Source organism: Streptomyces sp. NPDC021020 (genome assembly GCF_044333285.1).
In the GTDB taxonomy this organism is placed as follows: domain Bacteria; phylum Actinomycetota; class Actinomycetes; order Streptomycetales; family Streptomycetaceae; genus Actinacidiphila.
On sequence record NZ_JBIRQQ010000002.1, the window covers coordinates 467,783 to 481,461 of the forward strand.

Here is a 13,679-nt window from a genome sequence, read left to right on the forward strand (position 1 = left end):
CGGGGCCCGGACCGCCGGACCCGGCGGAGGCGGTACGTCAGTGGGGCGGGCGGTGCGAGGCCAGTTCGGCCCACACCACCCGCCCCGTACCGTCCTCCGCCGGATCCGACCCCCATGCCAGCGAGAGCACGCTGACCAGCAGCAGCCCCCGCCCGCCCTCTTCGTCGGCGCCCGCGACACCCGGCGCCGGGACCGCGTTGCCCCGGCCCTGGTCGGTCACCTCGACCCTGACGACACTTCCCGCGTCGTGCAGCGCGCAGGTGATCTTCTCGCTGTCGGTGTGCCGCACGGCGTTGGTGAACAGTTCCGTCACGACGAGGCTCGCGTCGTCCCGCAGTTCCGCGCACAGCCCCCACTCGTGCAGGCGAGCGCGTATCCGCCCGCGGGCGTCCGCGACGGACGCGCTCAGCGCGGGCAGCCGGAACACGTCACGGCGACCTGGGAGGCCGACACCGTCTCGGTGCTCACACCGGAGGGCATCAGGTGAAGGAACCACTCTGCAACTATGAGGGTCGCGTGGGACACATGGCAAGGTCCGATCTGTAATTTGCAGAATCGGCGCTACATGCTGTTGTGTGCGCTGACAACATGACAGACTGCTATTCAGCCACGGGAGTTGGAGGAGGCGAACCGTGATGGACCCCCGGCCGGGCGGCGCGCCCACCGTCCTGCGCATGGTGCTGGGCAAGCGCCTGCAGGATCTGCGCGAGCAGGCCGGCATGAGCTTCGAGCAGGCCGGTCGGGAACTGGACGTCACGCACGCCACGATCCGCCGTATGGAGAAGGCCGAGGTCGGCCTCAAGCTCCCCTATGTCGAGAAGCTGCTCCACACCTACGGCGTCACCTCGCCCGAAGAGGTCTCCGGCTTCCTGGCCCTGGCCCGTGAGGCCAACCGCCCCGGCTGGTGGCACAGCTTCCGCGATGTGCTGCCCGACTGGTTCAGCGCGTTCGTCAGCCTGGAGGGCGAGGCGTCCGTCATCCGCGCGTACGAGCCCCACTACGTGCCGGGGCTGCTCCAGACCCCGGAGTACGCGCGTGCCACGCTGCGCGCCGGCCAACCGCACACGCCCGCCGCCGAGATCGACCGGCTGGTCACGCTGCGGACCGAGCGGCAGTCGCTGCTGGGCAAGGAGAAGGCGCCGCTGCTGTGGGTGGTCATGGACGAGACGGTGCTGCGGCGTCCGATCGGTGGGCGCAAGGTCATGCGCGAGCAGATCGGCCGGCTGACCGAGGCCACCGAACTCCCCAACGTCCGGCTCCAGGTCATGCCGTTCGCCGCCGGTCCGCACCCGGCGATGTACGGCCCCTTCCATATCTTCCGCTTCCAGTTGCAGGAGATTCCGGACATCGCCTATTCGGAGAGCCTGGTCAGCGGCGTCTACTTCGACGAGCGCGACGACGTGTCCGCGTTCCTGGAGGCGCTGGACCGGATGTGCGCGCAAGCCGCGCCAGCACACAGCACCAAAGCCATCCTCGATGGCATGCGCAAGGAGATCTGAACGATGGATCGCGTCGGCAATGACGGCATCTGTGGCTACGAGGACGTGGTCGACGGCATCTACAACGGGATGCCCGCCAACGAACTCGGGGTCGACGGCTGGCGCAAGCCATGGAGCGGCGGCAACGGCGGCTCCTGCGTCGAGGCGAAGCGGCTCAACGACGGCCGGGTGGCCATCCGCCAGTCCACGGACCCCGACGGTCCCGCGCTGATCTACACCAACCACGAGATCGCGACCTTCATCATGGGCGCCAAAGCCGGCGAGGCGGACTTCCTGCTCGGCTGAACCGTCCGGCGCCACGACACGTACCACCAGCACCAGCCGCACCGCCCCGCACCGCAGCATGTGAGGGCCCGCACACCAGCGAGGCCACCGACCGGAGGACGGCCTTGACCGACCAGGGATTTTCCACCGCGGACATCGACACGGGCAGGCCGCACCCTGCCCGGATGTACGACTACTACCTCGGCGGCCGGGACAACTACGAGGTGGACCGGGAGGCGGCGCAGCACGTCGTCGACCTCTTCCCGGACATCGTCCCCATGGCGCGGGGCAACCGGGCGTTCATGCACCGCGCCGTGCGGTTCCTGGCGCAGCGCGGTGTGCGGCAGTTCATCGACATCGGCACCGGTATCCCCACGGCGCCCAACACCCACCAGATCGCGCAGGAAGTGGCCCCGGACGCGCGGGTCGCCTACGTGGACAACGACCCGATCGTGGCGACGTACGCGGGAGCGCACCTGCTGGGCGCGGGCGGCACCGGCTTCTTCCTCGGCGACGTACGCGACCCGGGGAGCATCCTGGGGCACCCGACCCTCGGCGAGCTCATCGACTTCGACCGGCCGGTCGGCCTGATGCTCGTCGCCGTCCTGCACTTCGTCCGGGACGACGAGGACCCCGCCGGGCTCGTCGCCGCCTACCGGGACGCCCTGCCCCGGGGCAGTCATCTGATCCTCAGCCACACCACCGGTGACTTCCACGAACTCGACGGCGACGCGGGCGAGGCCCGTGACGTCTACCGGGACCGGCAGGCCACCGCGACCCTCACCCTGCGCTCGCACGCGCAGGTGCTGGACTTCTTCGACGGCTTCGCCCTCGTCGAGCCCGGCCTCGTCCAGCCACCGCTGTGGCACCCGGACGAGCCGGTGCCCTCGGACGAGGAGCTGGCCCACATCGGCTTCTACGGCGGTGTCGGCGTCAAGCGCTGACCCGCCACCCGCTCCACCCGTACCCTCTGCACCACCCGTACCGCTCGTAGCACCCGCTCCATCAGTACCGCCCGCACCGCCTGTCATGAAGCAACCGGAGGAGGGCAGATGATGTACCAGGTTTCCACCGTCGCACCCACCGTGGTGTCCACCGTCGCGGAGCCGGACTCCGCGCGGCCGCACCCGGCCCGCATCTACGACTACTACCTCGGCGGCGGCGACCACTTCGCGGTGGACCGGGAGGCCGCCCGGCGGGTGATCGACGTCTTCCCGGACATCGTGCCCACCGCGCGGGCGAGCCGGGCCTTCATGCGCCGGGCGGTGCGGTACATGGTGGAGAGCGGTATCCGGCAGATCGTCGACATCGGCACCGGCATCCCCACCATGCCCAGCACCCACCAGGTCGCCCACGCGGTGGCGCCGGAGGTGCGGGTCGCCTACATCGACAACGACCCGATCGTGGCCGCCCACGCCGGATCGCACCTGCTGGGCGTGGCCAACACCGGCTTCTTCCTGGCCGACCTGCGCGACCCGCAGACCGTGCTGGGCCATCCGACCATCGGCAAGCTCATCGACTTCGACCGGCCGATCGGGCTCATGATGTCGGCCGTCCTGCACTTCGTGCCGGACGAGGCCCGCCCGGCCGCGCTCGTGGCCGCCTACCGGGACCGGCTGCCGGCCGGGAGCCGGCTGGTCCTCAGCCACGCCACCGCCGACTACCACCCGTCGCAGTCCGGTGTCGACGAGGCCCGCGCCGTCCACCGCGACCACCGCGCCGCCACCACCGTGACCCGGCCCTACGAGCAGATCCTGGGCTTCTTCGACGGCTTCGAGCTGGAGGACCCCGGGCTCGTCCAGCCGCCGCTGTGGCGCGCGGACGGCCCGCTGCCGACCGCCGGGGAGCTGGCGCGTATCGGGGGGTACGCCGGCGTCGGCACGAAGCTCTGACACGCAGCACCAAGAGTCTGCCGGCAGCGGACGGACCGGCACCGCGCAGCAGCGAGGGAAACGAGACAAGGGGGAGCCGTGGTGGCACAGCAGCAGTCCGTCGGGTGGTACGGCGGCATCGACACCAGCAGGCCGCATCCGGCACGTATGTACGACTTCTACCTGGGGGGCAAGGACAACTACCACGTCGACCGGGAGGCGGCCCAGCAGGTGATCAGCTCCGCGCCCGACGTGGTGGAGAGCGCCCGCGCCAACCGCGACTTCCTGCGCCGGGCCGTCGGGTATCTGGCGGAGAGCGGTGTCCGGCAGTTCCTCGACATCGGCACCGGCATCCCGACCTCGCCCAACACCCATGAGATCGCGCAGGCCGTGGCCCCCGGCGCGCGCGTCGCGTACGTCGACAACGACCCGATCGTGACCGCGCACGCCGCCGCCCGGCTGCTCGGCACGGGCAACACCTCCTTCGCGCCCGCCGACCTGCGCGACCCGGAAGCCCTGCTGGCCATGCGCGAGGTCACCCGGATGATCGACTTACGCCGGCCCGTCGCGGTCCTGCTCGCGTCCGTCCTGCACTTCGTCGCGGACGACGACGACCCGGAGGGCATCGTCGGCACGCTGCGCGACGCGCTGCCCGCCGGCAGCTACCTGGTCCTCTCGCACGGCACCGGCGACTTCCACGCCGACCGGGTCGGCGAGGCCCTCTCCGTCTACCGCTCCGCCACCGCGGAGCTCAGCCTGCGCCCGTACGACCGGGTGCTGGACCTCTTCGACGGCTTCGACCTCCTCGCCCCCGGCCTCGTCCGGGTGCCGCTGTGGCGCCCCGACGGGCCGGTGCCCAAACCCGACGAGCTGGCCGCCGTCGGCGTCTACGGCGGCGTCGGCCGCAAGGCCGCCTGACCCGCGGCCCCACTGACCAACCATCACCGGGGAAGAGAAAAAAGGAGGGTGGTGGCCGGGCGGTTTCTCGTACCGCCCGGCCACCGCTCACCGCGACCCCCGGCCTTGTGCGCCCGCTGCCTCAGTGCAGCGTCGCGACCGTCACCGCCACGCCGTCCAGCGTGCTCGCGAAGTCCGCGCCGAGCGCGCGCGACGGGGTCTGGAAGCCGTCCGGCAGCTCCGGCATCCGGGGCACGATCCGCAGCACGGAATCAACCGTCAGGCGGTACGGGTTGGGCCCGGTGAGCGTCGCCGAGACGGTGTTGCCCGCCGCGTCCCGCGCCCGGCCCCACACCTCGCAGCCCGTGCCGTTCAGCGCCCGCTCGCCCGGACCCCGCACCAGCCGCCCCGCCGCGCCGCCGAGCACGCCGCGCAGCGGCCCGAACCGCAGCACCCGGGTCGCCGCGAGCGCGGGCGAGGGCACCGCTGTGTACGTCGTGACGTCCGGGATCCCCGTCGAGTGGTAGGCGGTGCTGACGTCGCCCCACGGCACCGACACCACCGTCCGCGCGCCCGACGGGAAGGCCGCCCGCACCTGCCGCGAGCCGAACGGCACCGTGCGGATCTCACCGCCCGACCGCAGCCGCCCGCCCTCCGCGGCGCTCTCCACCACCGTGCGCACCGTGCCGGGGCTCGCCCCGCCGCCGGTCAGGAACGCCAGGTCGAGCTGCGTGGCGTCCGGCAGCCGGGCCGCGAGCAGCGCGGCCACGCAGTCCGTCGGCACGACGTCGAAGCCCGCGCCCGGCAGCAGCGTCACGCCCGCCGCCGCGGCCCGCGTGCCCATCGCGTGCAACGATTCGAAGACGTCGATCTCCCCGGTGATGTCCAGATACCCCGTGCCGGTCTCCACACACGCCCGCGCCATCGGCAGCGCGGTCCGCACGAAGGGGCCCGCGCAGTGCGCCACGCTCTCCACCCCGGCCAGTCCGCGGCGCACCGCGGCGGCGTCGTCCAGCCCGAACACCCGGTGTTCCAGCCCGAGTTCGGCCGCGAGCGGAACCACCTTCGCGGCGCTCCGGCCGGCCAGCACCGGCCGCATGCCGAGGGCGACGGCACGGCGGGCGATCAGGCGGCCGGTGTAGCCGGTGGCGCCGTACAACAGCCAGGTCATGGATCTGATCCTCCTCGCGAGGGCGTGACCGGAACCGTACACGCGCTGCCCACGCCGGCGATATCGGGTGGGCGGGGCGGCTCCGACGTGCCACTCTGGTGGCATGACCGACCAACAGCAGGCCCCCGCGGCCGAAGAGACGACCGACCCCGCGAGTGCGGCGGTGGCCGCGGAGGACGACGGCGCGGCCGCCGAGGACGCGGGCGCGGGCGCCGAGGACGACGTGAAGCGGAAGTTCCGCGAGGCTCTTGAGCGCAAGCGCGGCGGGGGCCGCGCGGGCAAGGGGAACGGGGCGGGGCCCGACTCCTCGAAGATCCACGGTGCGCACGGGCGTGCGGGTGGGGCCCGCGAATTCCGCCGCAAGAGCGGTTGATGCCTGGGGTTTGAGCCGTCCCGGGGTGGGGCATCGCGCGGCTGGCGCGGGGGTGGGGTCGGGGGCACCCCCGGATCGTCCCCCTCCCCGGGAGCGTGGGCGGCTGCCTGCCGGTGGGGGAGGATGGGCGTATGACCGACGTCGCGGCTGCTGACCGCAAACCTCGGCTCGCGGTTCTCACCGGGGCCGGGGTCTCCGCCCCGTCGGGGCTCCCCGTCTACCGGGGCGGCAACGGCATGTGGGACCGGGACCCGGACATCGCGAAGCTCACCACCGCGTCCCGCTGGCACGGCAGGGCCCGGCAGGCGTGGGACCACTGGAACGAACTGCGTCACGCCGCGGCCCTCGCCCGGCCCAACCCGGCACATGCGGCGCTGGTGGCCGCCGAGAGCTACTTCGACGTGCGCATCGCCACCCAGAACATCGACGGGCTCCACGGCAGGGCGGGATCCGCCGACGTCACCGAGCTGCACGGCAACGTGTTCCGCACGCGGTGCTCCGGGAGGGCCTGCCACGCCCGCCACGGAGCCTGGGACGACGCGAGCCTCCACGAGTCGCTGCCCACCTGCCCGCGTTGCGGGCGTATCGCCCGCCCCGACGTCATCCTGTTCGGAGAGCGCCTTCCGGCCGCGAGGATGCGCGCCTCGACCGATGCTGCCCGGCGTGCCGACGTGTGGATCGCCGTCGGGACGTCCGGGGCGGTGTTCCCCGCCGCCGGGCTCGTCGACCGCTGCCGTCCCGGCGCGCTCCGGGCTCTCGTCAACGCCCAGCCGTGGAACGGGGATACACCGCCGTTCGACCACGAGGTGCTCGGCGACGCCGCCACCGTCCTGGCCGGCGCGCTCCACGACCTGTACGCCGCCGTCCGCCGGCGGAACGAATCGCGTTAGCTGTCGTCGCCCGGCGCCGTCCGCAGCTCGCGACCGGTGACCATCTCGGACGTGATGCGGACGAAGACGCCGTCCCGTACGGGCGTCCAGGGGGCGGTCCGCGCCAGGCGCGCGTGCTCGGCGGGGTCGGTTACCACGGTGGCGCGGCCGGTGACGACGACGGTCCAGCCGGAGCCGGCCGCCGGGGCGAAGTCGTCGGCCTCGAAGGCGACCACGACGCCGTCGACGGCGCCGGCCAGGTCGGACCGGGCCGAGGTGCGCAGCAGTACCGATGTGTCCTCCTCCAGGGAGAAGTCCACGGGGAGGACCGCGGGCAGCGCGTGCCGGGTGTAGACCACGCGGCCGACCGGTGCTTGGGCCAGCAGGCGCAGGCACTCCTGCCGGCCGAGGACGCGAGAGCCGTCGTTTTCCCACATCTGCCCATCGTGGGCGGGGGCCTCTCCGCGAGGTAGTGCCGATCGGCCCTCCCTGGAACGCTTCCTGCGCCTCGGGCATACTTTCGAGCGGTGTCGGGCGTACAGGGGATGGCGGTCATGGGCGGTCACGGCACGGACGAACCCGAGGAGCGGGGCCCGAGGCCGCAACTGCGCCTGGACGAGCTGCTCGACGAGCTGCAACGGCAGGTCGACAAGGTGCGCGGCACGCGGGATCAGGTGCAGGCGCTGCTGGACGCCGTGCTGGCCGTCGGCTCGGACCTCGACCTCCAGACGGTGCTGCGCCGGATCGTGGCCTCCGCGGTCGAGCTGGTCGACGCCCGCTACGGGGCGCTGGGCGTCCTGGGGGAGGAGGGCGGGATCCGGCAGTTCGTCACGGTGGGCATGGACGAGCAGGACGTGGCGCGTATCGGCCACTACCCCAGGGGCGAGGGCATCCTCGGGCTGCTCATCCGCGAGCCTTTCCCGCTGCGGCTGCCGGACCTGTCGGAGCACCCGGCGTCGTCCGGCTTCCCGCCCGGCCACCCGCCGATGCGCAGCTTCCTCGGCGCACCGGTGCGGGTGCGCGACCGCGTCTTCGGCAACCTCTACCTGACGGACAAGCACGGCGGCAGGCAGTTCGACGCGGACGACGAGGCGGTGCTGCTCACCCTCGCCGCCGCGGCCGGGGTCGCGATCGACAACGCCCGGCTGTACGAGGACGCCCGGCGCCGCCAGCGGTGGTTGTCGGCCAGCGGCGAGCTGACCCGCTCCCTGCTGTCGGGCGAGGAGACCTCGCGCGTGCTGCCGGTCCTGGCCGAGACCGTACGCGAGATGGCCGACGCCGACCTGGTCACCCTGGCGCTGCCGGTGCGCGGCACCGGCGACCTGGTGATCGAGGCCGCGGCCGGGCCCTCCGCCGAGGCGGTACGCGGGCTCGCGCTGGGGGCCACGACCCTGGCCGCGAAGGTCTTCGGCAGCGGTGAACCCCTGGCGAGCGACGCGCTGTCGGCCGATCCGCGCGCGCAGGGCGGCAGCGCGTCGGTGGTCGAACTCGGGCCGGCGTTCTTCGTTCCGCTGGGCGGCGGCGCGGAGACCCTCGGCGTGCTCCAGGTCGCGCGTACCGTGGACGGCCAGCCGTTCTCCGAGGCCGTTCTGGAGATGATCTCCGGTTTCGCGGGGCAGGCCGCGCTCGCCCTGCGGATCGCGGAGCACCGCCGTACCTCGGAGCAGCTGCTCGTCCTCGACGAACGGGACCGCATCGCCCGGGATCTGCACGATCTGGCGATCCAGCGGCTGTTCGCCTCGGGGCTGACCCTGCAGGCGGCCCTGGGGCGGATCGCCGACCGGCCGGCGGCCGCCGAGCGCGTGGAGCGTGTCGTGGACGACCTCGACGAGACCATCAGGATCATCCGCTCCACGATCTTCGGCCTGGGCAGGCGCGGCCGGCGGGAGGAGTCCGGGCTGCGGGCCAGGCTGCTCGGCGAGATCGACACCGCGTCCGAGGCCCTCGGCTTCGCGCCCACGCTGCGGATGAGCGGCCTGCTGGACACCCTTGTGCCGGCCGGTGTGGCCGAGCACCTCCTCGCGGTCCTGCGCGAGGCGCTGTCCAACGCCGCCCGGCACGCGGGGGCCACCGCGGTCGACGTCGCCGCGGAGGTCAGCGACGCCTCGGTACGGCTGCGGGTGGCCGACGACGGCCGGGGCATCGCCCCGGAGGCGACCCGCCGCAGCGGCCTGGCCAACGCGCGGACCCGCGCCGAGGAGCTGGACGGCGCCCTCACCCTCGCGCCCGGGCCGTCCGGGAGCGGCACCGTGCTGGAGTGGGCGGTGCCGCTGCCCGCCGACGGCTGACCTCCCCGGGCGGACGTCAGCGGCGGCTCTGCCCGGGCGGCACAGGCCCCTGGGTGGCGATGACCGCGGCCTGCACGCGCCGTTCCACCCCGAGTTTCGCCAGCAGGCGGGAGACGTTGTTCTTGACCGTCTTCTCCGACAGGTACAGGCGGGCGCCGATCTGGCGGTTGGTCAGGCCCTCCCCGACCAGGGCGAGGATCTCCCGTTCGCGCGGCGACAGCGAGGCGAGCGCCTCCTGCTCCGGCCCGGCGCCGGCCTTGTCCGCGCGCAGGCTGCTCATCAGCCGCGCCGTGGTGGCCGGGTCGAGCATGGACTGCCCCGACGCGACGGTGCGGACCGCGGAGACCAGGTCGGACCCCCTGATCTGCTTCAGGACGTAGCCCGCGGCCCCGGCCATGATCGCGTCCAGGAGCGCGTCGTCGTCGTCGAACGAGGTGAGCATCAGGCACGCCAGGTCCGGCATGGCCGAGCGCAGCTCGCGGCACACGGTGATGCCGTCGCCGTCCGGCAGCCGTACGTCCAGCACCGCCACGTCGGGGCGCAGGGCCGGCCCGCGGGCGAGCGCCTGTTCGGCGGACGACGCCTCGCCGACGACCTCGATGTCCGGTTCGCCCTCCAGCAGGTCGTGCACACCGCGCCGTACGACCTCGTGGTCGTCCAGCAGGAACACCCGGATCGGGGACCGCGGGGAGAACTCCTGTGCCTGGCTCATACCGGCCTTCCACCGTCGTGCACCGTTCGGCGCGGTGCCTTTGCCCGAGTACGCGTGACGCGCCGCCGGCGGCACGCGTACCCGCGTCCGCCCGCGGCGGGCGCACACCCATGGTTGTCCCGGGACCGGAGGCCGCGCCAGGGCCGAACGGCCTCCCCGGTGGGCGCCGCCCCTTCCGCGGCGGATGCCCGTGGAGCTCAACGGCACTGCGGAGAGGGGCCGTTCGGCCCACCCGGCGGGGCCCTCGGCCCCCAGCGGCGGCCCGCGCCCGGACGGGACAGTGAAGCCGCAGACGAAAGCGCCCGCCGCACTCCCCCCTCGGACGAAGGAGGCCGTCATGGCCGTTCACCACGAATCCCGCCGGAACACCCCCGCGACGCAAGGGCCGGCCGGGACCGCGCCGGACGCCGTCATGAGCCCGACCGCCGCCCGCGCGACCGCCATCCTGCGGATCGCGGCCGGCTTCGTCTTCCTGTGGGCCTTCCTCGACAAGACCTTCGGCTGGCACTACGCCACCGGCTCCGGCAAGGGCTGGGTGGACGGCAACTCGCCCACCAGGGGCTTCCTCTCCGGCGTCCAGGCGGGCCCGTTGCAGGACGTCTTCCACGACATCGCCGGCAAGGGCTGGACCGACGCCCTGTTCATGCTCGGCCTGCTCGGCATCGGCGCCGCCCTGGCCGGCGGCGTCGCCCTGCGCGTCACCGCCGTCGCCGGCACCGCCATGATGGCCCTGATGTGGGCCGCCGAATGGCCCCCCGCCCAGCACCTCGCGACCGGCGCCCCGACCGGATCGTCCAACCCGCTGGTCGACTACCACGTCGTCTACGCCCTGGCCATGATCGTCTTCGCCGCCACCCGCGCGGGTGACACCTGGGGCCTGGGCCGCCTGTGGGCGAAGCTCCCCGTCGTCCGCGACAACCGCTGGCTGCGGTGACCGTCCCGCACCGCCAGGGGCACCGCCGATCCGGCGGTGCCCCTGTCCGCACGTCCACTCCTCGTTACGCGGGGAGCGCCCGGCGGGCGTACGCGCGGACGTCCGGGTCCGGGTCGGAGGCGGCGGCCCGCAGCGCGGTCGTGACCTCCGGGGTGGCGGGGTGGGCCGCGAGGGAGGTGACGGCGGCGCGGCGGACATCGGCGTGCGGGTCGGCGGCGGCGCGCAGCAGGGCCGGGACGGCGAGGCCGGGCGCGGCCGCGCCGAGGGCCACCGCGGCCCCGCGGCGTACCCGCCAGGCGGTCTCGCCGATCGCCTCGGCCGCCAGGGCGTCCAGCGGCGCGGGGCAGCCCACCGGGGCCGCGGCCTCCAGAGCGGCGGCCCGTACCAGGGGGTCGGCGTCCCGGGCGAGCGGCGGCAGGAGGGCGGCGGGTCCTTCGGGGGTGTCCGGCGGGAGCGCCGCGAGCCCCTTCGCGAGGGCGACCCGCACCTCGCGGGAGGCGTCGGTGGCGGCGGTGGCGAGGTCGCCCACCGCGGCGAGCGCGACCAGCGCGCGTACCGCCTCGATCCGCACGCGCGGCTCCGGATCGCCCAGCGCCCGCGCGTAGAGCGCCCTCCCGGCCAGGCGCAGCGCCCGCAGGGTGCCCGCGGCGGCGGCCCGGGCGGCGGGGTCGGGGGAGTCCAGCGCGGTGGTGAGCGCGGCCTCCAGCGCGGGGGTGGCGGGCAGCACCTCGACCAGCTCCAGCAGCCCCGCCCCCGCGGCGGCGCGGACCAGGGGGTCGGGGTCGCCGAGGGCGGCGGCGAGCGCGGGTCCCGTGCCGTCCGGCACGGTCTCGGTGAGCACCCCGACCGCGGCCCGCCGCACCGCGGGGTCGGCGTCGTCCAGGTAGGGCGCCAGCTCGGCCATCTCCGGTTCGTCCTCGGCGATGTCCAGGACCTCCAGGATGCGCGGCGAGCCGGTCGCCGCGGCAGCGGCCACCGGGGCGCGGGCGACCGCGCCGGGGTCGACGGGCGGCACCTCGCGCGGCCCCGCCGTCGCGACCTGCTCGGGCAGCACCTCGCCGATCACCCGTACGTCCCCGCCGCCGGGCGCGTACCCCTCCACCGGCACCAGGTACGGCGCGACCGGCCGGGTCAGGAATTCCATCGCACCGCTCTCCGTCTTGCGGAGGTTGAGGTGCACGAGCCACTGCGCGTCGTCCCGCCCGGGGCGGTCGGTCCTTTCGTGGTAGAGGCCCCAGCGGCTCTCGGTGCGGGCCAGCGACGCGCGCGCCGCCATCTCCGCGCAGTCCCTGATGAAGCCCACCTCCGCGCACCGCATCAGCTCGTGCGGGGTGCGCGCGCCCAGCCCCGCGACCTCGCCGCGCATCCGCTCGAACGTCTCGACGGCGAGCGACAGCCGGGCGCCGCTCTTGGGCGGTGCGACGTAGTCGTTGACGAAGCGCCGCAGCTTGTACTCGACCTGCGGCTGCGGCGGCCCGTCGGGCTGCCGCAGCGGCCGGTAGACCAGCTCGTGCGCCGCCGCGACCTGCCCGGCGGGCAGCGGCCCCGGGTACGGGGGGAGCCCGGCCGCGTCCTCGCCGGCCAGCTCCCCGTAGACGAAGGCCCCGATCATGTAGTTGTGCGGCACGCACGCCAGGTCCCCGGCGGCGTAGAGCCCGGGGACGGTGGTCCGCGCGTGCTCGTCGACCCACACCCCGGACGCCGAGTGGCCGCCGCACAGGCCGATCTCGGAGATGTGCATCTCCACGTCGTGCGTGCGGTAGTCGTGGCCGCGCCCGGCGTGGAAGGTGCCGCGGGTCGGCCGCTCGGTGGAGTGCAGGATGGTCTCCAGCGCGGCCACCGACTCCTCCGGCAGATGGCTCAACTTCAGGTAGACGGGGCCGCGTTCGGAGGCGACCTCGGCGGCGAACTCGCTCATCATCTGCCCCGACCAGTAGTCGGAGTCGACGAACCGCTCGCCGTGCCGGTTGACCTGGTAGCCGCCGAAGGGGTTGGCGACGTACGCGCACGCGGGCCCGTTGTAGTCCTTGATCAGCGGGTTGACCTGGAAGCACTCGATGCCGCTGAGCTCCGCGCCCGCGTGGTAGGCCATCGCGTGGCCGTCCCCGGCGTTCGTCGGGTTCTCGTAGGTGCCGTACAGATAGCCGCTCGCGGGCAGGCCGAGCCGGCCGGCCGCGCCCGTCGCGAGGATCACCGCGCCGGCCCGTACGGTCACGAAGCGGCCGGTGCGGGTGTCGAAGCCCGCCGCGCCCACCGCCCGGCCGTCCGCGGTCAGGACGCGCACCGGCATGACCCGGTTCTCGATCCGGATCCGCTCGCGCATCTCGCGCCGCCGCAGCACCCGGTAGAGGACCTTCTTGACGTCCTTGCCCTCCGGCATCGGCAGCACGTAGCTGCCGGAGCGGTGCACCTGGCGGACCGCGTAGTCGCCGTGCTCGTCCTTCTCGAACTTCACGCCGTAGCGCTCCAGCCGCCGCACCATCGCGAAGCCGCGGGTCGCGGTCTGCCGCACGGTCGCCTGGTTGACGACGCCGTCGTTGGCGCGGGTGATCTCGGCGACGTAGTCCTCCGGCGTGGCGCGCCCGGGCACGACCGCGTTGTTGACGCCGTCCATGCCCATCGCCAGCGCCCCGGAGTGCCGTACGTGCGCCTTCTCCAGCAGCAGCACGTCGGCGCCGTGCTCGGCGGCGGTCAGCGCCGCCATGGTTCCGGCGGTGCCGCCGCCGATCACCAGGACGCCGCAGCTCAGCTCGTCGGCGTCGGTCAGCTCGGGGATGTCCATGCGAGAGGGGGCCCTTCGG

The 13,679-nt window shown here is 74.0% G+C and carries 14 protein-coding genes; 9 read left to right on the forward strand and 5 right to left on the reverse strand.

Translation table 11 applies throughout. The features are described 5' to 3' along the window. Positions 1-37: 37 nt before the first annotated feature. Positions 38-427: an ATP-binding protein gene (locus ACH4SL_RS06445; protein WP_398442276.1), complete on the reverse strand. Its 390-nt coding sequence runs from the start codon at positions 425-427 to the stop codon at positions 38-40. A 247-nt stretch (positions 428-674) separates the two neighbouring features. Between ACH4SL_RS06445 and ACH4SL_RS06450 the strand changes: the two genes are divergently transcribed. From ACH4SL_RS06450 to ACH4SL_RS06470, 5 genes are all read left to right on the forward strand, one after another. After that, entirely contained in the window at positions 675-1,499 is an 825-nt protein-coding gene (locus ACH4SL_RS06450) for a helix-turn-helix domain-containing protein (RefSeq protein WP_398442697.1), read from the forward strand. A gap of 3 nt (positions 1,500-1,502) precedes the next feature. Beyond that, entirely contained in the window at positions 1,503-1,784 is a 282-nt protein-coding gene (locus ACH4SL_RS06455) for a DUF397 domain-containing protein (RefSeq protein WP_398442277.1), read from the forward strand. A 104-nt stretch (positions 1,785-1,888) separates the two neighbouring features. Beyond that, the gene (locus tag ACH4SL_RS06460; RefSeq protein ID WP_398442278.1) at positions 1,889-2,707 is read left to right on the forward strand and encodes an SAM-dependent methyltransferase; all 819 of its coding nucleotides are present in this window, start codon (positions 1,889-1,891) and stop codon (positions 2,705-2,707) included. 108 nt (positions 2,708-2,815) lie between these two features. After that, positions 2,816-3,655: an SAM-dependent methyltransferase gene (locus tag ACH4SL_RS06465; RefSeq protein WP_398442279.1), complete on the forward strand. Its 840-nt coding sequence runs from the start codon at positions 2,816-2,818 to the stop codon at positions 3,653-3,655. Positions 3,656-3,736: 81 nt separating this feature from the next. Continuing rightward, positions 3,737-4,552, forward strand: a complete 816-nt coding sequence (locus ACH4SL_RS06470) for an SAM-dependent methyltransferase (protein ID WP_398442280.1) — start codon at positions 3,737-3,739, stop codon at positions 4,550-4,552. A gap of 121 nt (positions 4,553-4,673) precedes the next feature. Here ACH4SL_RS06470 and ACH4SL_RS06475 read toward each other — a convergent pair whose 3' ends face one another. After that, positions 4,674-5,702 carry a saccharopine dehydrogenase family protein gene (locus tag ACH4SL_RS06475; RefSeq protein WP_398442281.1) on the reverse strand — a complete coding sequence of 343 codons (1,029 nt, stop codon included), beginning with the start codon at positions 5,700-5,702 and terminating at the stop codon, positions 4,674-4,676. Positions 5,703-5,805: 103 nt separating this feature from the next. Here ACH4SL_RS06475 and ACH4SL_RS06480 point away from each other — a divergent pair, with 103 nt between their 5' ends. Both ACH4SL_RS06480 and ACH4SL_RS06485 read left to right on the forward strand, forming a co-directional pair. Further along, the gene (locus ACH4SL_RS06480) at positions 5,806-6,075 is read left to right on the forward strand and encodes a DUF5302 domain-containing protein (protein ID WP_398442282.1); all 270 of its coding nucleotides are present in this window, start codon (positions 5,806-5,808) and stop codon (positions 6,073-6,075) included. 131 nt (positions 6,076-6,206) lie between these two features. Beyond that, the gene (locus ACH4SL_RS06485; RefSeq protein ID WP_398442283.1) at positions 6,207-6,965 is read left to right on the forward strand and encodes an SIR2 family NAD-dependent protein deacylase; all 759 of its coding nucleotides are present in this window, start codon (positions 6,207-6,209) and stop codon (positions 6,963-6,965) included. Here the strand turns inward: ACH4SL_RS06485 and ACH4SL_RS06490 are convergent. Continuing rightward, on the reverse strand, positions 6,962-7,381 hold the full coding sequence (locus tag ACH4SL_RS06490; protein ID WP_398442284.1) for a pyridoxamine 5'-phosphate oxidase family protein: 420 nt from the start codon (positions 7,379-7,381) through the stop codon (positions 6,962-6,964). The two genes, ACH4SL_RS06485 and ACH4SL_RS06490, sit on opposite strands and share 4 nt — an antisense overlap. Positions 7,382-7,498: 117 nt before the next feature. Between ACH4SL_RS06490 and ACH4SL_RS06495 the strand changes: the two genes are divergently transcribed. Next, positions 7,499-9,232 carry a GAF domain-containing protein gene (locus ACH4SL_RS06495; protein WP_398442698.1) on the forward strand — a complete coding sequence of 578 codons (1,734 nt, stop codon included), beginning with the start codon at positions 7,499-7,501 and terminating at the stop codon, positions 9,230-9,232. A 16-nt stretch (positions 9,233-9,248) separates the two neighbouring features. Here ACH4SL_RS06495 and ACH4SL_RS06500 read toward each other — a convergent pair whose 3' ends face one another. Then, complete coding sequence (locus tag ACH4SL_RS06500; RefSeq protein ID WP_398442285.1) at positions 9,249-9,944, reverse strand: response regulator; 696 nt, start codon at positions 9,942-9,944, stop codon at positions 9,249-9,251. Between the two features lie 337 nt (positions 9,945-10,281). On the opposite strand from ACH4SL_RS06500, the gene ACH4SL_RS06505 reads away from it, so the two are divergent. Further along, positions 10,282-10,878, forward strand: coding sequence for a hypothetical protein (locus ACH4SL_RS06505; RefSeq protein ID WP_398442286.1), 597 nt, complete (start codon positions 10,282-10,284; stop codon positions 10,876-10,878). 64 nt (positions 10,879-10,942) lie between these two features. On the opposite strand, the gene ACH4SL_RS06510 is transcribed toward ACH4SL_RS06505, so the two are convergent. Next, complete coding sequence (locus ACH4SL_RS06510) at positions 10,943-13,660, reverse strand: fumarate reductase/succinate dehydrogenase flavoprotein subunit (protein WP_398442287.1); 2,718 nt, start codon at positions 13,658-13,660, stop codon at positions 10,943-10,945. Positions 13,661-13,679: the final 19 nt, after the last annotated feature.